Origin of the sequence: Phycicoccus sp. CSK15P-2, assembly GCF_016888005.1 — a bacterium.
In the GTDB taxonomy this organism is placed as follows: Bacteria; Actinomycetota; Actinomycetes; order Actinomycetales; family Dermatophilaceae; genus Phycicoccus.
Genome location: NZ_JAFDVE010000021.1, coordinates 1 through 20,845, shown reverse-complemented (window position 1 = coordinate 20,845; position 20,845 = coordinate 1). Strand labels below are relative to the sequence as shown.

The window sequence follows — 20,845 nt, the reverse complement described above, 5'->3', positions numbered from 1 at the left end:
GAGGCTACCGGGAGTCCGCTCGTGGGGCGTCCACCGCACCGCCGTAGCGGCGGTCACGGGCCACGTACGTCTCGATCGCCGACCACAGGTCCCGGCGGTCGTAGTCGGGCCAGAGACGGTCCTGGAACACCATCTCGGCGTAGGCGCTCTGCCAGAGCAGGAAGTTGCTCGTCCGCTGCTCCCCCGAGGAGCGGACGAAGAGGTCGACGTCCGGCATGTCGGGCTCGGGCAGGTACCGCGCGACCGTGCGCTCGTCGACGGCGGACGCCTTGAGCCGGCCGCGCGCGACGTCCTCGGCGATGCGCCGGGTGGCGTCCCCGACCTCGGCCCGGCCGCCGTAGTTGACACAGAAGTAGAGGGTGAGGCCGGTGTTGTGCCGCGTCAGCTCCTGCGCGGTCTCGAGCTCCTTGATGACCGAGCCCCACAGTCGCGGCCGGCGACCGACCCAGCGCATCCGGACCCCCCACGAGTGCAGCTGGTCGCGGCGGCGGCGGATCACCTGACGGTTGAAGCCCATGAGGAAGCGGACCTCGTCCGGGCTTCGCTTCCAGTTCTCGGTGCTGAACGCGTACGCCGACAGGTGGGTGACCCCGACCTCGATGGCGCCGGCCACGACGTCGAGCAGGGCCGCCTCCCCCGCCTCGTGTCCCTTGGTGCGGGGCAGCCCGCGCTGGTTCGCCCACCGTCCGTTGCCGTCCATGACGATGGCGACGTGGCCCGGCATCCGCTCGGCGGGCACCGGCGGCGGAAGGGTGCCGCTCGGGTGCCGGAAGGGCTGCTCGTACCGGGTCGGCGCGCTCACCGCTCCACCATACGGAGGCTGCGGATGCCGCGTTCGAGGTGCCACTGGAGGAACGCCGCGGTGAGCCCGCTGCCCTCACGACGGTGCCGGGGGTCGGAGATGTCGGCGAGCGCCCAGTCACCGGCCAGCAGGGCGGCGAGGAGGCGCAGCGTGTCCGGGTGGGGTGCCGTGGAGCCCGGGGGGCGGCAGACCGGGCAGACGACACCCCCGGCGGCGACGTGGAAGGCTCGGTGTGGTCCGGGGGCGCCGCACTTGGCGCAGTCGTGGAAGCTCGGCGCGTAACCCCCGACGGCCATCGCGCGCACGAGGTAGGCGTCGAGGACCAGACCGGGGTCGTGCTCGCGGTGGGCGAGGCTGCGCAGCGCCCCGGCGAGCAGGAGGTACTGCTGCAGGGCCGGCTCGCGCTCCTCGGTGAGTCGCTCACAGGTCTCGAGGACGGCTGTGGCCGCCGTCCAGGCGTGGTACTCGCGGGCGATGAGGTCGCCCCACGGGTCGAGGGTCTCGACCTGCGTCACGGTGTCGAGGGTGCGGCCCTCGTAGCACTGGACGTCGATGTGCATGGCCGGCTCGAGCCTGGCCCCGAACCGCGACTTCGTCCGGCGCACCCCCTTGCCGACCACGCGGAGCTTGCCGAGACGCCGCGAGAGCACGGTGACGATGCGGTCGGCCTCACCCAGCTTGTGGGTGCGCAGGACGATCGCCTCGTCGCGGTAGAGGGGCACCCGGCCATTGTCGGGGCTGGGACCGACATCCCCGCGCTGCCCCGCCGTCGTCAGCGCGGCGGGTCGAGGGCGTGACGGGTCCAGAGGTGGACGACGGCCAGCGAGCGGTACGGACGCCATGCCTCCGCCAGGCGGGCGGCCTCGGCGGCCGGGACGCCCCCGAGCGCCTTGCGCAGGACGAGGTCACCGGGGAGGAACACGTCGGGGTCGCGCAGGCAGCGCATCGCGACGAGGTCGGCCGTCCAGGGACCGACCCCCGGCAGTGCGAGGAGCCCGGCCCGGACCTCGGCCCGGGCGATGGGGTCCGGCTGCGGACCGAGGTCGAGACCGCCCTCGACCGCTCGGGCGAGCGCGACGAGGGACCGCGCGCGACCGCCCGTGACCCCCACCTCACGCCGGACCGCGGCGGGGTCGGCACGCGCCAGGTCCCGCACAGCGGCGCCGCGCGCCGCGAGACGGGCGGCGAAGACCCGGCCCGCCACGAGGGACACGTGCTGTCCCACGATGATGCCGACGGCGGCCTCGAACGGGTCGGGGGCACCGGGCACCCGGACGTGCGGCCGTGAGGCGACCAGCGGCCCCAGCACGGGGTCCGTCCCCAGCGCCGCCACCCCGGACGCGACGTCGAGGTCGACCCCGAGCCAGCGTCGCCCGACCTCGACGGCCTCCTCGGTGCCCGGACCGCCGACCCGGAGGACGGGAGTCGCTCCTGCCGCGAGGACCACGGCGAGCTCCACGGAGCCACGAGCGGTGCCGACACGCCGGGTGACCGTCGTGCCGCCCGCCTCGGCGGTCACCCGGTCGACTCCCTCGACCGCGTGGGCGAGCAGCCACGCCCGGGCGGCCCGGACGTCGACCGGATTGCTGACGGCGTGCTCCACGGCGTCCTCCATGGTGGCCATCCTGCCGGGCGGGGGACACAGGGTGTGGACAGGTGTTCGATTCGTTCCTACACTCGAGACATGTCCGTGCTCCAGGGCTCCCTCCTCGACCTCGCCGACGGCATCGAGGTCCGGCCGCTCGGAACCGCGGTCCAGCGCATCGACCTCGGGAAAGGTGCCTGGGTCGACCGCCGCACGGGCTGGGTCGGTGGTGCGGACGAGCTCTACGGGGCCCTGCGCCGTGACGTGCCCTGGTACGCCGAGCGCCGCCAGATGTACGAGGGCATCGTCGACGTCCCTCGCCTCCTGACGTTCTACGGCGAGGGACGGCCACTCCCCCACCCCGTGCTCGACGAGTGCCGCGACGCGCTCACCGCGCACTACCGCGACGAGCTCGGCGAGCCGTTCGTCACCGCGGGCCTCTGCCTGTACCGCGACGGCCAGGACTCGGTCGCCTGGCACGGCGACCGGGTCGGACGCAGCCGGGACGAGGACACCATGATCGCCATCCTCTCCGTCGGGGCTCCGCGCGATCTCGCCCTGCGCCCCCGTGACGGCGGCTCCTCGGTACGGTTCGCCGCCGGGCACGGTGACCTCCTCGTCATGGGTGGGTCGTGCCAGCGCACCTGGGACCACTGCGTCCCCAAGACCGCCAGACCCGTCGGGCCGCGGATCAGTGTGCAGTTCCGGGTGCGCGGCGTCCGCTGAGCCACCCGGACGCTCAGCCCCGGATCTCCCCGACCCGGAACTCGACGACCCGGCGGACGAGGTCGAGCGGCAGCGGCTCGGTGTGCGGGAACAGCACCGAGCTCCTCGGTGTCGATGCCGGTGGTCAGTGCTGCTCGGCCCAGCCCCGTGCGCCGGACGCACCCACCGAGCGGCTCGCGACCCCCACCGCCGCGGCGAGCATCCCCGGGAGGTCGGCCGTGCCGTCGCGGGCGACCTCGGCGAGCAGAGCGCCGTGGAGGACGTCCCCAGCACCCAGGGTGTCGACGACGTCCATGACCGGGACGTCGACCTGTCCACCGCGGCCGTCGGCAGCCGACCAGCGCACCGGCCCGGCGCCGTCGGAGCACGCGACCCACCCGGGGCCGGCGTCGAGCAGCGTCTCGAACCCGCCTCCGCCGGGCTGTGAGAACGCGGCCGAGACCACGGCGATGTCCACGTCCGCGATGAGCTCCTCGAGCCCGGGCTTCCACGAACCGCCGTCGAGGAGCACGGGCACGCCGCGCTCCCGGGCACCCCGGGCGACCCCGAGTGCCACCGGGAGGTGGTGGCCGTCCACGAGTACCGCGGTGACACCCTCGAGGAGGGCGTCGAGGTCGCGGTCCGCGAGCGCACGGTAGTCCGCCGTCCCCACGGCGTTGCGCGAGACGACGGCCCGCTCCCCCGTCGCCTCCGTCACGAGCACCGTCGACAACGGTGGCTCGAAGGCGGCGGGTGCGAGGTCGGTGACGGCCACCCCGTGGGTCGCGAGGTCACGCAGCACGACGGCGGACAGCGGGCCGCTGCCGACAGCCCCGACGAAGCGGGTCTCGACGCCGAGCAGGGCCGCCGTCATCGCCGCGTTGCACGCCGGCCCACCCGCCGCCACGGTCGACGCCAGGGCGACGACCTTCTCGTCCGGCAAGGGCGGCGCCGCGACGACCTGGACGACGTCGACCGTCGCCAGCCCGCACGCGAGCACCGCACCCATGCGTCCGGAGCCTCAGTCGGTCTCGGCGCCGGCGCGCTCGGCCCGGTTCACCGCCGAGAGGATGGCGCGCAGCGATGCCTTGACGATCGACTCGTGCAGGCCGACACCCCACAGGACGCGGTCGCCCACGGCGCACTCGACGTACGCCGCCGCGCGGGCGTCCCCGCCGGCCGAGAGCGCGTGCTCGTGGTAGTCGAGCACGCGGACGTCGACGTCGAGCGTCGCCAGAGCGGCGGTGAAGGCGTCGATCGGGCCGTTGCCCCGGCCGTGGATCTCGGTCTCGGTGCCCTCGACGCGCACGACCGCGTCGATGACGTCCTGGCCGTCGTCGGTGCCGGTGATCGTGGAACGGACCGGCGTGAGCCTCCCCCAGCGCTGCTCGGCGTCGTCGGCGTGCAGGTACTCGTCGGCGAACATCGCCCAGATCTGGGTGCCGGTGAGCTCGCCCCCCTCGGTGTCGGTTCGGCGCTGGACGACGTGGCTGAACTCGACCTGCAGCCGGCGCGGGAGGTCGAGTCCGTGCTCGCTCTTGAGCAGGTACGAGACCCCGCCCTTCCCGGACTGGCTGTTGACGCGCACGACCGCCTCGTAGGAGCGGCCGATGTCGTGCGGGTCGATCGGCAGGTACGGCACGCCCCAGTCGAGGTCGTCGATGCTCGTGCCGGCCGCCTTGGCCCGGCCGTCCATGTCCTCGAAGCCCTTCTTGATGGCGTCCTGGTGGGAGCCGGAGAAGGCCGTGTAGACGAGGTCGCCGCCCCACGGGTGCCGCTCGTGCACCGGCAGCTGGTTGCAGTACTCGACCGTTCGCCGGATCTCGGCCATGTCGGAGAAGTCGATCTGCGGGTCGATGCCCTGGCTGAAGAGGTTCATCCCGAGCGTGACGAGGCAGACGTTGCCGGTGCGCTCGCCGTTGCCGAAGAGGCACCCCTCGATCCGGTCCGCTCCGGCGAGATAGCCGAGCTCGGCGGCCGCGACCCCTTCGCCGCGGTCGTTGTGCGGGTGCAGGCTGACGACGACGGACTCGCGCCGGTCCAGGTGGCGGACCATCCACTCGATGGAGTCGGCGTAGACGTTCGGGGTGGCCATCTCGACGGTCGCCGGGAGGTTGACGATCATCTTGTGGTCGGGGGTGGGGTCGATGACCTCGATGACCTCGTTGCAGATGCGAACCGCGAACTCGAGCTCGGTGCCCGTGTAGGACTCCGGCGAGTACTCGTAGTAGACGGTGGTCTCGGGGACGGTCTCCTCGAGCTTGCGGCACAGCCGGGCCGCCTGCAGGGCGATGTCGACGATGCCGTCCTGGCTCATGCCGAACACCACACGCCGCTGCAGCACCGAGGTCGAGTTGTAGAAGTGGACGATGGCCTGTTTCGCGCCACGGATCGCGTCGTAGGTGCGCTCGATGAGGTGGTCCCGACACTGGGTGAGGACCTGGATCGTCACGTCGTCGGGGATGTGACCGCCCTCGATGAGCTCGCGGACGAAGTCGAAGTCGGTCTGGCTCGCGCTCGGGAAACCGACCTCGATCTCCTTGTAGCCCATCTTCACGAGCAGCTGGAACATCCGGAGCTTGCGCTCGGCGTCCATCGGGTCGATGAGCGCCTGGTTGCCGTCGCGGAGGTCGACGGCGCACCAGCGCGGGGCCGTGGTCATGACCTGGTCCGGCCAGGTGCGGTCGGGGAGCTCGACGCGGATCTGCTCCTGGAACGGGACGTACTTCTGCGTCGGCATCCCGGAGGAGTGCTGGGGGTGGATCATCTGCTCACTTCGCCTTCGACTCGTCTGCGGTGGGACCGGCCGATGCAGCAGTGACTCCGCGACGAGGGGCGGCCAGTGTCAGGCCCCGCCGCGGCAGCGAAGGAGGAGGCGCGAGGAACGCACGGAAAGAGCATGCCACACGCGGGCGCGCCACGCCCATGGTCGTCCACGGCTCAGTCGGTCGTCCCGAGGACCATGCAGCCGTCCACGCGTCGCCCTGAGCGCGTCGGGGAGTGGTCGGAACCGCACCCGGGAGGCCTACCGGGTGCACGTCGTGACCGACCCTCGGGGCTGACCCGGGCGTGCCGCGAACGTCCGACTAGGAGCGCAGCGTCTCGACGGTGTCGACGTACTGGGTCATGGCCTCGTCCCGCGGTGTCCCGCTGACCGCTGCCCAGGCGTCGAACTTGGCGCGGCCGATGGGGTTGGTGAACCCGGGACGGGCGCCCGAGACATCACCTTCAGTGGCTTGCTTGTAGAGGGCGTAGAGACGCAGCTTGGTCTCGACGCCCGGGTCCTTCGTCATCGCGGACACGGCCGCGACCGCGGCGTCGAAGTCCTCGTCAAGCCATGCCATGGCGCAACTCTACGACCGCTCACCCACCGCGGCATCCCTCGTCAGGCGCGCTTGGCCAGCTCCTCCGCGACCTGCACCGCGTTGAGCGCGGCGCCCTTGCGGAGGTTGTCGCCGACGACGAACAGCGCCAACCCTTTTCCGTCCGGTGCGGCCTGGTCCGCGCGGACCCGCCCGACGAACACCTCGTCGCGCCCGGCGGCCTGGAGGGGGTTCGGGACGTTCGTCACGACGACCCCCGGCGCCTGGGTGAGCACTGCCACGGCATCCTCCGGGGTGATGTCGTGCTCGAACTCCGCGTGGACGGCGAGGCTGTGACCGGTGAAGACGGGGACGCGCACGCACGTGCCGGACACCCGGAGGTCGGGGATGTGGAGGATCCTGCGCGACTCGTTGCGCAGCTTCTGCTCCTCGTCGGTCTCGAGACTGCCGTCGTCCACCACCGAGCCGGCGAGCGGGACGACGTTGAAGCCCACCGGAACCGCGTAGACCTGGGGCTCCGGGAGAGCCAGGGCGTCGCCGGCCAGGGCGAGCTGCTTGGGGTCGCCGGCCGCGTACCCGCCGCGCAGCTGGTCGTCGAGCTCGGTGAGGCCCTTGCCTCCGGAGCCCGAGACCGCCTGGTAGCTGCTGACGTGGAGCCGGACGAGGCCTGCCCGTGCGTGCAGCGGCGCGAGGACCGGCATCGCCGCCATCGTGGTGCAGTTGGGGTTGGCGACGATGCCCTTGGGGATGTCGTCGAGGTCGTCGGGGTTGACCTCGGAGACGACGAGCGGGACTTCGGGGTCCTTCCGCCAGGCGCTGGAGTTGTCGACGACGGTCGCGCCGGCCTCGGCGACCCGAGGGGCCCACTCCTTCGACGTCGTACCGCCGGCGGAGAAGAGCGCGATGTCGAGACCCGAGAAGTCGGCGGCCGCGGTGTCCTCGACGACGACCTCGCGGTCCCCCCACGGCAGCGTGCTCCCCGCTGAGCGCGCTGAGGCGAAGTAGCGAATCTCCTCCACCGGGTAGTTCCGTTCGTGGAGGAGGGTACGCATGACCTTGCCCACCTGACCGGTGGCACCGAAGACTCCGACTCGCATGCACCTAGTCTAGGGAGACGGGGCGTGGGCGCCGGCCCGGACCGTCATCCGAGCGGATGGCGTGGCCGGAGCGCCCCCACCCCTGGAACGGCGCACCCGGCCACGCCCGCTCTCCGCCCCGGAGGTCCGTACGTGGCGCGACGGCCGGCCGTCGAACGGTCGCCGTCGCATGACTACTGTGAATGTGCTGTCCAGCCGGAGTCCAGCGACTTTGCGAGAGTTCGCAAACGGAGACCTCCACCTGGCCGGAAGGGGCCACGCGTTTCGCGATCGGGACAGTGCTGCCCACTGCGCTTCTCGAACACGCCGCTACCGGCCCTGTCGCTGACCTGGTTCGGACGCGGGCCTCGATAGCATCTCCAGACGCACGGACCCAGGGATGTGCCCCGCTGGTGGGCAGGGCTCAGGAATGGAGGAGGACAGGTGCGGACCCCCTCGGAGCCGACGTCCGCTCGAGCGTTCTTCGACCACGTTCACGCCCTCATGCTCGCCGACGACCCCCGCCTCACCCTGCTCGGACCACTCACGTCCGCGGACGAGCACCTTGACCGCCGGTACGCGCAGACCCGCCACAGCTTGTGGAACCAGCAGGTCACGGTCAGCGTGCGCTCCACGACGAACGGATCGCGGAGCTTTGACAGGCACCACCCCGGTGGTCTCCCAGAGGAGCGAGGTCTGGTTGATGCTCGTGGCCTGGCGGATAACCCCCTCTTTCCGAGTCTCCACCCCCAGGATCGGATTCACTTCGTGAGCGACCCGATGCTCATCACCGACGAAACACATGTCTTGCTGGCAGGTCCCTTGGGCACCAGGTACGCCGACACCATCTGGGAGTCGGTGCACACCGATATCGTCGGACCTGCGTGCCACATATTTCTCGCCGCGTGGACGGTCGGCCGCCCGATCACCGACGTCGTCGACCGCCCACTGCTAGAACCTCGCCCCCTCCAGGTCGCCCTCCACCTCGCCGGCGGCGCCACCGACCGCGAGATCGCCACCGCGCTGGGAACCAGCCACCGCACCGTCTCCACCGAGGTCCGCCACATCATCGACTGGCTCGGCGCACGCAACCGCGCCCACGCCGTCGCCATGCTCGTCGGCACCGAGCACTGAGCAGGCGACCCCCCTGCCATGAACACCCCCACCGCCCGACACGACGACTTCTTCCACCACGTCGCCCGGCTCATGCTCGCCGACGAGCCCCGCCTCACCCTGCTCGGCCAGCTGCCCGATGCTCCAGCCCACATTGCCAACCGAGTGGGCACGACTCGGTCCAGTCTGTGGAATATGCAGCTCACGTTACCTCTCCTGGCGATGCGCGACGGGATCCACACGGCCGCCGAACTAGGCCTGGGCTCCGTCAGGGACGTTCGCGAGATGGTCACCGAAACCAGTCTGAGGACGAATCCGCTCTACGCCAGCGTCGAGCCACTGTCCCGGGTCGCAGATGTCTCAGCACCCCTCCTCGTCGTCGACCAGACGCACGCTTTCCTCGCTGGACCTGATGGGACCCGTCACGAAGCGACCATCTGGGAGACCACCGATCCCGGGCTCGTCGCCCACGCCTGCCAGGTCTTCCTCACCACCTGGGAAGGGAGCCGACCCATCACCGAAGTCACCGACCGGCCACTGCTACCCCCGCGACGTCTCCAGGTCGCCCTCCACCTCGCCGACGGCGCCACCGACCGCGACATCGCCCACTCCCTCCGCATCAGCCAACGCACCGTCTCCACCGAGATCCGCGCCGTCATCGACTGGCTCGGCGCCCGCAACCGCGCCCACGCCGTCGCCATGCTCGTCGGCGCCGACCAGTGAGGAGATACCGGCGGTGACCGACCCCCTCCAGACCGGCTTCTTTGATCACGTCGCCCAGCTCATGCTCGCCAACGACCCCCGCGTAACACTCTTGGGCCCCTTGGCTGACGCCTCCCGACACCTCACGCGCGGCCTCGGTGGAGCTCGGGTGCACACCTGGAACATGCAAGTGTCGGTGAACATTCCGGCATTGCGAGAAGGCCTTCGACGCGAACAGGCACTCACCCACCTGGGATCTCTCGACATGTGCGAGATCACTACACGGACCACGCTGCGCATCAACCCCCTCTACGCGAGTGCCGAACCGAAGTCCCGCGTCGCAGATGTCGCAGCGCCCCTCCTCATCGTCGACCAATCGCAGGCGTTCCTCGCCGGACCCGACGGGACGCGCCATGAGGCGACAATCTGGGAGACCACCGACCCCGGCCTGGTCGCACGCGCCTGCGAGACCTTCCTCGCCACCTGGGTCAACAGCCGCCCCATCATCGAGATCGTCGACCGTCCACTGCTGGAGTCCCGCCGCCTCCAGGTCGCCCTGCACCTCGCCGAGGGGGGCACCGACCGCGAGATCGCCACCGCGCTGGGAACCAGCCAACGCACCGTCTCCACCGAGATCCGCCACATCATCGACTGGCTCGGCGCACGCAACCGCGCCCACGCCGTCGCCATGCTCGTCGGCGCCGACCAATGAGGAGACGCCACCGGTGACCGACCCCGTCGCAACCCAGACCGTATTCTTCGCGCTACTCGCCGAGCTGATGCTGACGGATAACCCGCGCGTACGGCTCCTCGGCCATCAGACCCAGGCCGCGCACTTCGTGAGGGCTCGGGCCCACCGGACAAGCGACAGCGTCTGGAACCAGCAGCTGTCGGCGACGGTCCGCGATGTTCGCGAGGGAATGACGACGTACACCCAGGCACACCAGGTCCCTCTGCCCCGCGATCGCGACCTCGTCACGGAGGGTTTGATCGCCTCGAACCCTCTGTCCGCGTCCGTATGTCCACAGGCGCGGGTCGGCGCGATCGTCGCACCGATGCTCATCACCGACTCGGTGCATGCCTTCGTCTCGGGACCTGACGGCACGCAGCTCGCGGGAACCGTGTGGGAGACGACCGACGAGGACCTGCTCCGGCGTGGCGTCGAGGTGTTCGAGGCGGCGTGGGCGGTTGCACGACCCGTCTCTCAGATGGTCGACCGGGCCCTGCTCTCCGGACGCAGGCTCGAGACGGCCATGCTGCTCGCGGAGGGACGTTCGGACCAGGAGATCGCGGAAGCACTGGACGTCAGCCCGAGGACGGTCTCGACCGAGGTCCGCGCCGTCACCGACTGGCTCGGTGACCGAGACAGGGCACACGCGGTCTCGACCCTCAACCACGGCGCGCGATGACCCCTCGACGGCACGCCGACGACTCCCGGCGCACGAACCCTCCCACGACATGAGCGGCCGCCCTCGTACACTCTCGGCGGGGCGACCGGGGCAGGTGGCCGCGGACAGCGAGGGAGGCTTCTGTGGGGACGACCGGTGCCGAGCCGTGCGTCGACGAGAGGGCGAGTGCTCACCGGGTCCACGAGGACCACGGAGGAGTCGGGCCCACCTCGCTCGTGCGATGACCAGCACACCCGACGACGGGCCTCGGCAGTTCTTCCACTGGGTCGAGGGCCTCGTTCACGCCGGAGACCCTCGGCTGACCTCCTTGGGCGCGGCCGGCGGCGCCATTCGTGCGGGAGTGGACGACCTCGCCCGCTCCGTCCGCAGGTCCCTCTGGCACATGACGGCGCTGCCCTCCTGGGGAGAGGTCGGCGCTGCACGGCCCTTGGCCGAGGTCGCGGACTCGCCGCGGGTCGAGTACCGGTACGTCACGACGCCCCGGGCCACCGGCCGACTCCCGATGCTCACGAGCCATCACCGCGGAGTCCGGCTGGCTCCGGTCGTCGCTCCCCTGCTCATCGTCGACGCCTCGCTCGTTTTCGTCGGCGTCCCGCGGGGCAACCCGCTCACGGGTGGCGTCTGGAGCAGCACCATCCCGCACGTCGTCGCGGCAGCGGTCCGGTGCTTCGAGCACGTGTGGCAGGGTTCCGAGCCGGCGGTGCCGCCCGGGGAGGACCCACCGTTCACGCGGCGCATGGTCGACATCGCGTTCCTCCTCACGGACGGTGCCAGCGACCGGCAGATCGCTCGGCAGCTGCACGTGTCGGAACGAACGGTCTCAGCGGACGTCTCGGAGGTCATCCGCCGCCTGGGGGCCCGCAACCGCTCGCACGCGATCGCCCTGATCGGCAGCGGAACCTACTGATCGCCCGCTGTCAGAACCCCAGCCGCTGGAGCTGCTTCGGGTCTCGCTGCCAGTCCTTGGCGACCTTGACGTGCAGGTCGAGGTGCACTCGCTGGCCGAGCAGCGCCTCGATGCCCCGCCGCGCCGTGGTCCCGACCTCCCGCAGACGTGAGCCACCACGTCCGATGACGATGGCCTTCTGGCTGTCGCGCTCGACGAACACGTTGACGCGCACGTCGAGGAGCGGGTCGTCCTCTGGCCGGTCCTCGCGCGGAACCATCTCCACGACGACCACCGCGAGACTGTGCGGCAGCTCGTCACGCACCCCCTCGAGGGCGGCCTCACGGACGAGCTCGGCGACCATGACGGCCTCGGGCTCGTCGGTGAGCTGCCCGTCGGGGTACAACGGACCCGGTGACGGGGGGAGGTGCTCGGACAGCACCCGGGCCACGACGTCGACCTGGTCGTCCCCGGTGGCCGAGCACGGGACGATCGCAGCCCACTCCCCCAGCTGGTCGACGGCGATGAGGTGCTCGGCCAGGCGCTGCTTGTCGACCCGGTCGGACTTCGTCGCGATGGCCACGACCGGTGTGCGCCTGCCCCGCTGCAGCTCGGCGAGCTCTGCCGCGATGAACTGGTCACCGGGACCGACCCGCTGGTCGGCCGGCAGGCAGAACCCGATGACGTCGACCTCGAGCAGCGTCTCGCGGACGAGGTCGTTGAGCCGCTCCCCGAGCAGTGTTCGGGGCCGGTGCAGACCCGGCGTGTCGACGAGGACGAGCTGGCTGCGCTCGGTCGTCACGATGCCGCGGATGGTGTGCCTCGTGGTCTGCGGCTTGCTCGAGGTGATCGCGACCTTCTGCCCGACGAGCGCGTTCGTCAACGTCGACTTGCCCGCGTTCGGGCGGCCCACGAAGCAGGCGAAGCCGGCGACGTACCCACCGTCCTCGGGCGCGGCTGTGACCTCACTCATCCGACCCGCTCCTCCAGCTCGTCCTCGGCCGCGACGGGAGCGACCCGCTCGACGACGACGGTCGCGACCCGGTGCCGCCGCCCGGACATCCGCTCGGCGGTCAGTCGCAGACCGGCGACCTCGCACGTCGACCCGAGGATCGGCACCATGCCGGTGGTCTTGCCGATCAGCCCTCCCACGGTGTCGACCTCGTCCTCGTCGAGATCGACCTCGAAGAGCTCGGCCAGATGGTCGACGTGCATCGTCGCCGACACGCGGGTCCGGCCGTCGGGGAGCTGCTCGGTCTCGGGACCTTCCCGGTCGTACTCGTCGGTGATCTCCCCGACGATCTCCTCGAGGATGTCCTCGATCGTCACGATGCCGGCCGTCCCGCCGTACTCGTCGACGACGACGGCGAGGTGGGTCTGCTCGAGCTGCATCTCGCGCAGCAGCGCGTCGACGGGCTTGCTGTCCGGGACGAACCGGCCCGGACGCATGACCTCGGTGACCGGCAGCGTCTCGGCGTCCGGGTCGGCGTTGAGCCGGCGGATGACGTCCTTGAGGTAGAGCAGCCCCACGACGTCGTCGACGTTCTCACCGACGACGGGGATGCGTGAGAACCCCGAGCGCAGGAAGAGCTTCATCGCCTGGCGGCAGACACGGTCGGCGTCGATCGCCACCATGTCGGTGCGCGGAACCATGACCTCGCGCGTGTACGTGTCGCCGAGCTCGAAGACGGAGTGGATCATCGCGCGCTCGTCGGCCTCGATCAGCCGGTTCTCGCGGGCGACGTCGACCAGGCCCCGCAGCTCCGACTCGCTCTCGAACGGGCCGTCCCGGTAGCCCTTCCCGGGGGTGACGGCGTTGGTCAGGGCGATGAGCAGCCGGGCGAAGGGGCCGAGGAGCCGGCGCAGCCAGATCACGACGGGCGCAGCGACCAGCGCGACACCGGTGCTGTGCTGACGGCCGAGAGTCCCCGGAGAGACGCCCACGATCGCGAACGACACCAGCGCCATAACCCCGATCGCGACGAGGAACGGCTGCCACGTGCCCTCCACCGCGTCGACCGCGGCGAGCGTGACCATCACGGCGGCGGTGGACTCGGCGATGACGCGGAGGAAGGACAGCACCGACAGGTAGGCGGCGGTGTCGGCCACGACCCGGACCAGCGCGGCCGCCCCGGGTCGCTCCTCGTCGACGAGCTCGTCGGCGCGCACCCGGGACATGCGCGCGATGGCGGACTCGGCCATCGAGATGAGGAAGGCGAACACGGTGGCCAGCACCGCGGCGAGGACGATCCGGGTCATGGCGGGGTCAGGCCCCCGGACGGCCGCGGGTCGCGAGGAAGGTGAGGAGCAGCTGGCGCTGCAGCTCGAACATCTCCTTCTCCTCGTCCGGCTCGGCGTGGTCGAACCCGAGGAGGTGGAGGATGCCGTGCGTCGTGAGGAGGAGCAGCTCCTCCTCGGTGGCGTGGCCCGCCTCGCGCGCCTGCTTCGCGGCGACGCTCGGGCAGAGCACGAGGTCACCGAGGACGCCTTCCTCGGGGGGCAGGCCGTCCCGCCCCGGACGCAGCTCGTCCATCGGGAAGCTCATGACGTCGGTGGGGCCGGGGAGGTCCATCCACTGCACGTGGAGAGTCTCCATGGCCGGCTCGTCGACGAGCCGGATGCACAGCTCGGCCTGGGGATGGACCTTCATCCGGTCCAGGACGTACCTGGCGCACGCGACGAGCTCGAGCTCGTCGAGCACGTGGTCGGTCTCGTTGAGGACGTCGATGCTCACGGCGCCGGCCGCTCCTGCTCGCCGCGGCGGGTGCGGGGGCGACGTCCCTCGTGCGTGTCCCGCGGGGTGCGGCGCTGCTGACCGGCGTCCCACCGACCGTAGGCGTCGACGATCTCGCCGACGAGCCGGTGCCGCACGACGTCGACGGCCGTCAGCTCGCTGAAGTGGACGTCGTCGAGGTCGTGGAGGATGTCGCGCACGACCCGCAGGCCGCTCTGGTTGCCGCCCGGCAGGTCGACCTGGGTCACATCGCCGGTGACGACCATCTTCGAGCCGAACCCGAGCCGGGTGAGGAACATCTTCATCTGCTCGGGCGTGGTGTTCTGCGCCTCGTCGAGGATGACGAACGCACCGTTCAGAGTCCTACCCCGCATGAACGCCAACGGCGCGACCTCGATCGTGCCGGCCGCGAGGAGCCGCGGGATGGAGTCGGGGTCGACCATGTCGTGCAGCGCGTCGTACAGCGGGCGGAGGTACGGGTCGATCTTGTCGTTGAGCGTGCCCGGCAGGAACCCGAGCCGCTCCCCCGCCTCGACCGCCGGCCGGGTGAGGATGATCCGGTTCACCTGCTTGGCCTGGAGCGCTGCGACGGCCTTCGCCATGGCGAGGTAGGTCTTGCCGGTGCCGGCCGGGCCGATGCCGAAGATCACGGTGTGCTCGTCGATGGCCTCGACGTACCGCTTCTGCCCGAGCGTCTTGGGGCGGATCGTGCGGCCCCGGTTGCTGACGATGTTCATCGTCAGCACGTCGGCCGGCCGCTCGACGGTCTGCGCGCGGAGCATCTGGATCGACCGCTCGACAGCGTCCCGGTTCAGTGGCTGGCCGCCCTCGAGGACCGCGAGCAGCTCGTCGACCAGACGCTCGACGAGGGCGACCTCGGAGCTCGGGCCGGCGATGTGGAACTCGTTGCCCCGGACGTGGATCTGCACCTGCGGGAACTGGCGCTCCATCGTCCGCAGGAGCTCGTCGCGCGGGCCGAGCAGGGTGACCATCTGGACCTCGGGAGGGATGGTGACCGTGTGCTGGGGCACGTGGGGCTGGGTGGAGCCGGAGGGCACGACGGGATCGTCGGAGTGCGGGTCAGTCATCGTGGCCCCAGTCTACGGGCCCGCACCGACGACAGGCACACGAGAAACCGCCGCTCAGCCGGGGGGCCACGTCATGTCGCGGCCACCCAGGACGTGCAGGTGGGCGTGGAACACGGTCTGGTGCGCCCGGGCGCCGGTGTTGGCGACGAGGCGGTACCCGTCGTCGAGCCCCTCCTGGGCCGCCACGGCGGCGGCGAGGACGACGGCGTCGGTGAGCTCGTCGGGGTGGTCGGCGAGCTCACCGACGGTCGCGACGTGACGCCGTGGGATGACGAGGCAGTGCGTCGGCGCCTGGGGCTCGATGTCCCGGAAGGCGAGCGAGTGCTCGCTCTCGGCGACGACGTCGGCGGGGACGTCACCGCCGACGATCCGGCAGAAGAGGCAGTCCGGGCTCGTCTCGCTCATGCCCCGACCCTAGGGGCAGCGCTCTCGGACGTCGACGGCGAGCCGGACCACGACGGTCTCGCCGCCCGCGATGCGGCGGTCAACGCCAGCGAGCAGCCGCGCTGAGCACGGCGAGCGCCGCGGGGCCGGCGCTCGACGAGCGCAGCACGGTGGGGCCGAGGCGCACCGGACGGGCCCCGGCGGCCTCGAGCGCCTCGAGCTCCTCGGGGGCGACCCCACCCTCGGGGCCCACGACGACGAGCACCTCCCCCGCCTCCGGCAGCGTCGCCCCAGCGAGCGGCAGGGTCGCGTCCTCGTGCAGGACCAGCGCGAGGTCCGCCGTGCCGACGCGCGCGACGAGAGCCTCCGTCGTGGCCGTCGCGCCCAGCACCGGCCGACGCGTCCGGCGGGACTGTTTCGTCGCCGCGACGATCACCGCGTCCCACTTGCGTCGTGAGCGCTCGCCCCGCTCGCCCCGCCACCGTACGACGCTGCGCGCCGCCTGCCACGGGACGACCTCGTCCACACCGCACTCGGTGGCCGCTTCGACCGCCTGGTCGTCCCGGTCGCCCTTGGCCAGGGCCTGGACGAGCACGAAGCGTGGGCTGGGCTCGGGCTCGTCACGGACCGCGTCGACCCGGACGGCGAAGGTGTCGCGGTCGACCTCGGCGACCTCCCCCTCGGCCGAGCACCCCGCCCCGTCGGCGAGCACGACCCGCTCCCCCGCCCGCGTGCGTCGGACGGCCACGGCGTGCCGCGCCTCGGGGCCGTCGACCCGGACGACGTCGCCGGCCTCGCAGCCGTCCAGCAGACCCCCGGCGACGAGGTAGACCGGCAGCGTCACCGGGCTCAGCGCACCTTGAACGCGTCGCGGAGCTTGCCGAAGAGCGACCCTTCCGCGGGGTTGGTGGCCTTGCCCTCCGGTCGCTCCTCACCACGGAGCGTGGCGAGGCGGCGCAGGAGCTCCTCCTGCTCGGCGTCCACCCGGGTCGGGGTCTGCACCATCCAGTGCACGACGACGTCGCCGCGTCCGCCGCCGCGCAGGTGGGTGACCCCGAGGCCGCGCAGCGTGCTCGTCTCACCGGACTGGGTGCCGCGGCGCAGGTCGAGCTCCTGGCCGCCGTCGAAGGTGTCCATGGCGAGCGACGCGCCGAGGGCCGCGGCGGTCATCGGCACCTCGATCGTCGCGTGGAGGTCGTCACCCTGCCGCTGGAAGACCGGGTGGCGGCGCACCGCGACCTCGACGTAGAGGTCCCCCGCCGGCCCGTTGCCCGGGCCGACCTCACCACGTCCCGCGAGCTGGATGCGCGTGCCGGTGTCGACACCCGCCGGGACCTTGATCGTCATCGTGCTCCGGGTACGGACCCGGCCGTCGCCGCTGCACTCGTAGCAGGGGTCGGTGATGATCTCGCCGAAGCCCTGGCACGTCATGCACGGACGGGTCGTCATGACCTGCCCGAGGAAGCTGCGCTGCACCTGCCGGATCTCGCCGCGACCCTCGCAGACGTCGCACGTCCGGGTCGAGGTGCCGGGCTGCTTGCCGTCGCCGTGACACGTGCTGCACCCGACCGCGGTGTCGACGCTCAGCTCCTTCTCCGCCCCGAACACGGCGTCGGCGAGGTCGAGGTCGAGGCGGACGAGGGCGTCCTGACCACGGGCCTGCCGCGAGCGTGGCCCCGTCGCCCCCGCGGCCGTGCCACCGAAGAAGGCGTCCATGATGTCGCTGAACGAGAAGCCCTGGCCGAAACCGCCGGCCGCGCCCGCGTAGGGGTCGGACCCCATGTCGTACGCCTGCTTCTTCTGCGGGTCGGACAGGACGTCGTAGGCCTGCGAGACCTTCTTGAACTCGTCCTCGGCCTCGGCGCCCGGGTTGACGTCCGGGTGCAGGCGGCGTGCCGCACGGCGGTAGGCGCGCTTGATGTCCTCGGGGCTCGCGTCGCGGGCGACGCCGAGGTCGGCGTAGTAGTCGTTCACGGGTGGGTGGTCCTCCGTGGCAGGTGGTCGGTGGGTGGCGGGGCTCGCTCGCGTCAGTCCGCGAGGATCCGGGAGACGTAGGTGGCGACGGCGCGCACGGCGGCCATGGCCCCGGGGTAGTCCATCCGGGTGGGGCCGACGACGCCGAGGGCGGCGACGAGGTCGCTCCCGGCGCCGTAGCCGGTCGAGACCATGGAGGTGCTCTGCAGGCCCGCGTAGGGGTTCTCGCCCCCGATGCGGACCGCGACGGCATTGCCCTGTTCGGCGACGGTGCCGAGCAGCTTGAGGAGGACGACATGCTCCTCGAGGGCCTCGAGGACCGTCCCGATGCTCGTCGAGAAGTCCCGGTCGGAGCGGACGAGGTTGGCCGTGCCGGCGAGGACGACACGCTCCTCACGCTCCTCGGCCAGCGAGTCCTCGAGAGCCGCGACGACCGCGCGCACGACTTCGCCGTGGGCGGGGTCGAGGCGCTCGGGCACGACGGCGAGCTCGGCGGAGGCGTCGGCGAGGGTGCGCCCGCTCGTGGCGGCGTTGAGCTCGGTCCGCAGCAGGGACAGCGTGGCCTCGCCCTCGGTGGTGAGCAGGTCGGTGCCGACGTCGATGACCCGCTGCTCGACGCGTCCGGTGGTCGTGATGAGGACGACGAGCAGCCGCGGGCCACCGATCGGGACGAGCTCGACGTGCCGCACCGAGGAGCGGGACAGCGACGGGTACTGCACGACGGCGACCTGACGCGTCAGCGACGCGAGGAGGCGGACGGTGCGGTCGACGACGTCGTCGAGGTCGACGGCGCCCTCGAGGAAGTGCCCGATGGCGCGCTGCTCGGCGACCGTCATCGGCTTGATCTGCGAGAGACGGTTGACGAAGAGGCGGTACCCGGCATCGGTGGGGATGCGCCCAGCGCTCGTGTGCGGCGCCGCGATGAGGCCCTCCTCCTCGAGCGCGGCCATGTCGTTGCGCACGGTCGCGGCGGAGACCCCCAGCCGGTGGCGCTCGAGCAGGGCCTTGGACCCGACGGGCTCGGAGGTCTCGACGTAGTCCTGGACGATGGCTCGCAGGACCCGGAGCCGGCGGTCGTCGTTCACGGTCGTCCTCCTCCGGGCGTCGTCGGGGCTTGCTGCGCGCGGGCGGAGCACGTGCTGGCACTCTCGCCGCCGGAGTGCCAATCCTACGCGCCGCGCCCGGACGATGCGAAAGCCGGAACCGCCGCGCGGCGGTCCACGCCGCTCCCGGCTGGGCGGGCTAGCCTCGCGGCCGTGGTGGACAGGTACGGGACGGACGTGCTCTCGGGCGACTGGCGCGCCCCTCGTCGGGGGCGCGCGGTCGAGCTGCCCGCCGAGCCCGGCACCGTCGTCGAGGACGCGGAGACCGGGTGGGTCGGGGCGGTCGTCCGGGTCGAGAAGGCCGGGGGCATCCACGTCGTCCACCTCGAGGACCGCCGCGGACGGACGAAGGGTTTCCGGCTCGGGCCGGGTTTCCTCGTCGACGGTGCGCCGGTCACGTTGGTCCCGCCCACGGCGGCCCAGGCGACCCGGCTCTCCGCCGCGCGTGCCGGCTCGTCCCGGACGGCCAGCGGTTCCGTCGCGGTCCGGGGGGCGCGGGCCCGGGTCGCCCGCGGCTCCCGGATCTACGTCGAGGGCCGCCACGACGCAGAGCTCGTCGAGAAGGTGTGGGGCGACGACCTGCGCGTCGAGGGCGTCGTCGTCGAGATGCTCGACGGCGTCGACGACCTCGCCGCCGTCATCCGCGAGGTGCGGCCCGACGCCGAGCACCGGATGGGGGTGCTCGTCGACCACCTCGTCCCGGGGAGCAAGGAGTCCCGCGTCGTCGACGAGGCCCGCCGGGTCCGGCCCCACGCGGACCACGTCCTCGTCGTCGGCCACCCGTACGTGGACGTGTGGCAGTCGGTGAAGCCCCAGCGGCTCGGGATGGACGCCTGGCCGGTCGTCCCCCGCGGCACGTCGTGGAAGCACGGCATCTGCGCCCATCTGGGATGGCCGCACGAGACCCAGGCCGACCTCGCCCGGGCCTGGAAACGGATCCTCGCGGCCGTCGACTCCTGGACCGACCTCGAGCCCGAGCTCCTCGGCCGCGTCGAGGAGCTCATCGACTTCGTCACCGCGCCGTAGCCGCACCGGGCCGACGAGGTCCGTGGACCCAGGTCGGTGCCGCCCGGCGCATCCCGATGGGGGTCGGCCCTGACCGGACCCCGATGCAAACCCCGACTCGCCCCGGAGGTCCGTGCGTCAGGGCGATGTCGGGGTGTGAGATAGGGGCAGACCGCAAGGAGGAGAGCATGAGCGAGAAGAAGCCCCGAGACGACGCGTCGAGCACCGAGCCCACCGAGGTCGTCGCACCGCCCCCGGCCCCGCAGGACGGGGACACCGTCGCGCCCGAGACCACCCCGGACCCCGAGACCACCCCGGACCCCGAGCCAGAGCCGGCCCACGAGCCGAGCCCACCGCCGCCCGCCGCCGACGTCCCACCGCCACCGCCCCCGGCCGGCCCGCCGCCGCCCGGGGCGTCGGCCACCCCTCCCCCTCCGCCCCCGCCTGGCGCTCACGGTCAGGCCCCGGGGTACGCCCCGGCCGGCCAGACCCCCATGACGGTGCAGGAGGAGAAGACCTGGGGCCTCGCGGCCCACGGCATCACCCTCGCCGTCATGGTCGTCACGAGCGGGACGCTCGGGTTCGTCGCCGCACTCGTCATGTACCTGCTGTACCGGGACCGGGGCCCCTTCGTGCGGTCCCACACGGCGAACGCGCTGAACATCCAGATCACGACGATCATCGGCATCGTGGTCTCGATTGTCCTCATGTTCGTGCTCATCGGGTTCGTGACGATCTTCCTCGTCGCCGTGTACAGCCTCGTCATGCCCGTCATCGGCATGGTCAAGGCGAACAACGGCGAGTGGTGGGACCCGCCGATGACGCCGAAGTTCGTCCGCTGACGCAGGCATCACACCGCTGACCCGTGGGGGGGGGGGGGGGGGGGGGGGGGGGGGGGGGGGGGGGCGGGGCGGGGGGGGGGGCGGGGGGCGCCCCGCCCCCGCCCCCCGCCCCGC

At 72.0% G+C, this 20,845-nt stretch carries 23 protein-coding genes; 8 read left to right on the top strand and 15 right to left on the bottom strand.

Features of this window, described 5'->3' with window-relative positions:
• Positions 1-4: 4 nt before the first annotated feature.
• Genes JQN72_RS12480 through JQN72_RS12470 form a run of 3 tightly spaced genes read right to left on the bottom strand, consistent with a single transcriptional unit; the run spans position 5 to position 2,417 of the window.
• Complete coding sequence (locus JQN72_RS12480) at positions 5-802, bottom strand: isoprenyl transferase (RefSeq protein ID WP_204134068.1); 798 nt, start codon at positions 800-802, stop codon at positions 5-7.
• Complete coding sequence (recO, locus tag JQN72_RS12475) at positions 799-1,524, bottom strand: DNA repair protein RecO (protein WP_204134067.1); 726 nt, start codon at positions 1,522-1,524, stop codon at positions 799-801. The genes JQN72_RS12480 and recO overlap by 4 nt, the downstream gene beginning before the upstream one ends.
• Positions 1,525-1,574: 50 nt before the next feature.
• Positions 1,575-2,417 carry an AlkA N-terminal domain-containing protein gene (locus tag JQN72_RS12470; RefSeq protein ID WP_204134066.1) on the bottom strand — a complete coding sequence of 281 codons (843 nt, stop codon included), beginning with the start codon at positions 2,415-2,417 and terminating at the stop codon, positions 1,575-1,577.
• Positions 2,418-2,486: 69 nt separating this feature from the next.
• Here JQN72_RS12470 and JQN72_RS12465 point away from each other — a divergent pair, with 69 nt between their 5' ends.
• Positions 2,487-3,113 carry an alpha-ketoglutarate-dependent dioxygenase AlkB gene (locus JQN72_RS12465; RefSeq protein WP_204135507.1) on the top strand — a complete coding sequence of 209 codons (627 nt, stop codon included), beginning with the start codon at positions 2,487-2,489 and terminating at the stop codon, positions 3,111-3,113.
• 124 nt (positions 3,114-3,237) lie between these two features.
• Here the strand turns inward: JQN72_RS12465 and JQN72_RS12460 are convergent, their stop codons facing one another.
• From JQN72_RS12460 to JQN72_RS12445, 4 genes are all read right to left on the bottom strand, one after another.
• Positions 3,238-4,101 (bottom strand): PfkB family carbohydrate kinase, encoded by an 864-nt coding sequence (locus JQN72_RS12460; RefSeq protein ID WP_204134064.1) that lies wholly within the window; start codon positions 4,099-4,101, stop codon positions 3,238-3,240.
• Positions 4,102-4,113: 12 nt separating this feature from the next.
• Positions 4,114-5,859 carry a 2-isopropylmalate synthase gene (leuA, locus tag JQN72_RS12455; protein WP_204134063.1) on the bottom strand — a complete coding sequence of 582 codons (1,746 nt, stop codon included), beginning with the start codon at positions 5,857-5,859 and terminating at the stop codon, positions 4,114-4,116.
• A gap of 319 nt (positions 5,860-6,178) precedes the next feature.
• The gene (locus JQN72_RS12450) at positions 6,179-6,436 is read right to left on the bottom strand and encodes an acyl-CoA-binding protein (protein WP_204134062.1); all 258 of its coding nucleotides are present in this window, start codon (positions 6,434-6,436) and stop codon (positions 6,179-6,181) included.
• Between the two features lie 41 nt (positions 6,437-6,477).
• Positions 6,478-7,512, bottom strand: a complete 1,035-nt coding sequence (locus JQN72_RS12445) for an aspartate-semialdehyde dehydrogenase (protein ID WP_204134061.1) — start codon at positions 7,510-7,512, stop codon at positions 6,478-6,480.
• Positions 7,513-7,935: 423 nt separating this feature from the next.
• Between JQN72_RS12445 and JQN72_RS18935 the strand changes: the two genes are divergently transcribed.
• From JQN72_RS18935 to JQN72_RS12420, 5 genes are all read left to right on the top strand, one after another.
• The gene (locus JQN72_RS18935; RefSeq protein WP_204134060.1) at positions 7,936-8,625 is read left to right on the top strand and encodes a helix-turn-helix transcriptional regulator; all 690 of its coding nucleotides are present in this window, start codon (positions 7,936-7,938) and stop codon (positions 8,623-8,625) included.
• A gap of 18 nt (positions 8,626-8,643) precedes the next feature.
• The gene (locus tag JQN72_RS12435; protein WP_204134059.1) at positions 8,644-9,327 is read left to right on the top strand and encodes a helix-turn-helix transcriptional regulator; all 684 of its coding nucleotides are present in this window, start codon (positions 8,644-8,646) and stop codon (positions 9,325-9,327) included.
• 13 nt (positions 9,328-9,340) lie between these two features.
• Positions 9,341-10,018 (top strand): helix-turn-helix transcriptional regulator, encoded by a 678-nt coding sequence (locus JQN72_RS12430; RefSeq protein WP_204134058.1) that lies wholly within the window; start codon positions 9,341-9,343, stop codon positions 10,016-10,018.
• Between the two features lie 13 nt (positions 10,019-10,031).
• Positions 10,032-10,715, top strand: a complete 684-nt coding sequence (locus JQN72_RS18930; protein WP_204134057.1) for a helix-turn-helix transcriptional regulator — start codon at positions 10,032-10,034, stop codon at positions 10,713-10,715.
• A 220-nt stretch (positions 10,716-10,935) separates the two neighbouring features.
• Positions 10,936-11,622: a helix-turn-helix transcriptional regulator gene (locus JQN72_RS12420; RefSeq protein ID WP_204134056.1), complete on the top strand. Its 687-nt coding sequence runs from the start codon at positions 10,936-10,938 to the stop codon at positions 11,620-11,622.
• A 10-nt stretch (positions 11,623-11,632) separates the two neighbouring features.
• Here JQN72_RS12420 and era read toward each other — a convergent pair whose 3' ends face one another.
• From era to hrcA, 8 genes are all read right to left on the bottom strand, one after another.
• Positions 11,633-12,574, bottom strand: coding sequence for a GTPase Era (gene era / locus JQN72_RS12415; RefSeq protein WP_204134055.1), 942 nt, complete (start codon positions 12,572-12,574; stop codon positions 11,633-11,635).
• The gene (locus JQN72_RS12410) at positions 12,571-13,860 is read right to left on the bottom strand and encodes a hemolysin family protein (RefSeq protein ID WP_204134054.1); all 1,290 of its coding nucleotides are present in this window, start codon (positions 13,858-13,860) and stop codon (positions 12,571-12,573) included. The genes era and JQN72_RS12410 overlap by 4 nt, the downstream gene beginning before the upstream one ends.
• 7 nt (positions 13,861-13,867) lie before the next feature.
• Positions 13,868-14,335, bottom strand: a complete 468-nt coding sequence (gene ybeY / locus JQN72_RS12405; RefSeq protein ID WP_204134053.1) for an rRNA maturation RNase YbeY — start codon at positions 14,333-14,335, stop codon at positions 13,868-13,870.
• Positions 14,332-15,423, bottom strand: a complete 1,092-nt coding sequence (locus JQN72_RS12400) for a PhoH family protein (RefSeq protein ID WP_204134052.1) — start codon at positions 15,421-15,423, stop codon at positions 14,332-14,334. The genes ybeY and JQN72_RS12400 overlap by 4 nt, the downstream gene beginning before the upstream one ends.
• Positions 15,424-15,477: 54 nt before the next feature.
• Positions 15,478-15,828, bottom strand: a complete 351-nt coding sequence (locus JQN72_RS12395) for an HIT domain-containing protein (protein ID WP_204134051.1) — start codon at positions 15,826-15,828, stop codon at positions 15,478-15,480.
• A gap of 79 nt (positions 15,829-15,907) precedes the next feature.
• Positions 15,908-16,651, bottom strand: a complete 744-nt coding sequence (locus JQN72_RS12390) for a 16S rRNA (uracil(1498)-N(3))-methyltransferase (protein WP_204134050.1) — start codon at positions 16,649-16,651, stop codon at positions 15,908-15,910.
• A gap of 5 nt (positions 16,652-16,656) precedes the next feature.
• Positions 16,657-17,781 carry a molecular chaperone DnaJ gene (dnaJ, locus tag JQN72_RS12385; protein WP_204134049.1) on the bottom strand — a complete coding sequence of 375 codons (1,125 nt, stop codon included), beginning with the start codon at positions 17,779-17,781 and terminating at the stop codon, positions 16,657-16,659.
• 53 nt (positions 17,782-17,834) lie between these two features.
• Positions 17,835-18,866: a heat-inducible transcriptional repressor HrcA gene (hrcA, locus tag JQN72_RS12380; protein WP_204134048.1), complete on the bottom strand. Its 1,032-nt coding sequence runs from the start codon at positions 18,864-18,866 to the stop codon at positions 17,835-17,837.
• 171 nt (positions 18,867-19,037) lie between these two features.
• On the opposite strand from hrcA, the gene JQN72_RS12375 reads away from it, so the two are divergent.
• Positions 19,038-19,910 (top strand): DUF3097 domain-containing protein, encoded by an 873-nt coding sequence (locus JQN72_RS12375; RefSeq protein ID WP_204134047.1) that lies wholly within the window; start codon positions 19,038-19,040, stop codon positions 19,908-19,910.
• Positions 19,911-20,077: 167 nt separating this feature from the next.
• On the top strand, positions 20,078-20,731 hold the full coding sequence (locus JQN72_RS18435) for a DUF4870 domain-containing protein (RefSeq protein WP_239100143.1): 654 nt from the start codon (positions 20,078-20,080) through the stop codon (positions 20,729-20,731).
• Positions 20,732-20,845: the final 114 nt, after the last annotated feature.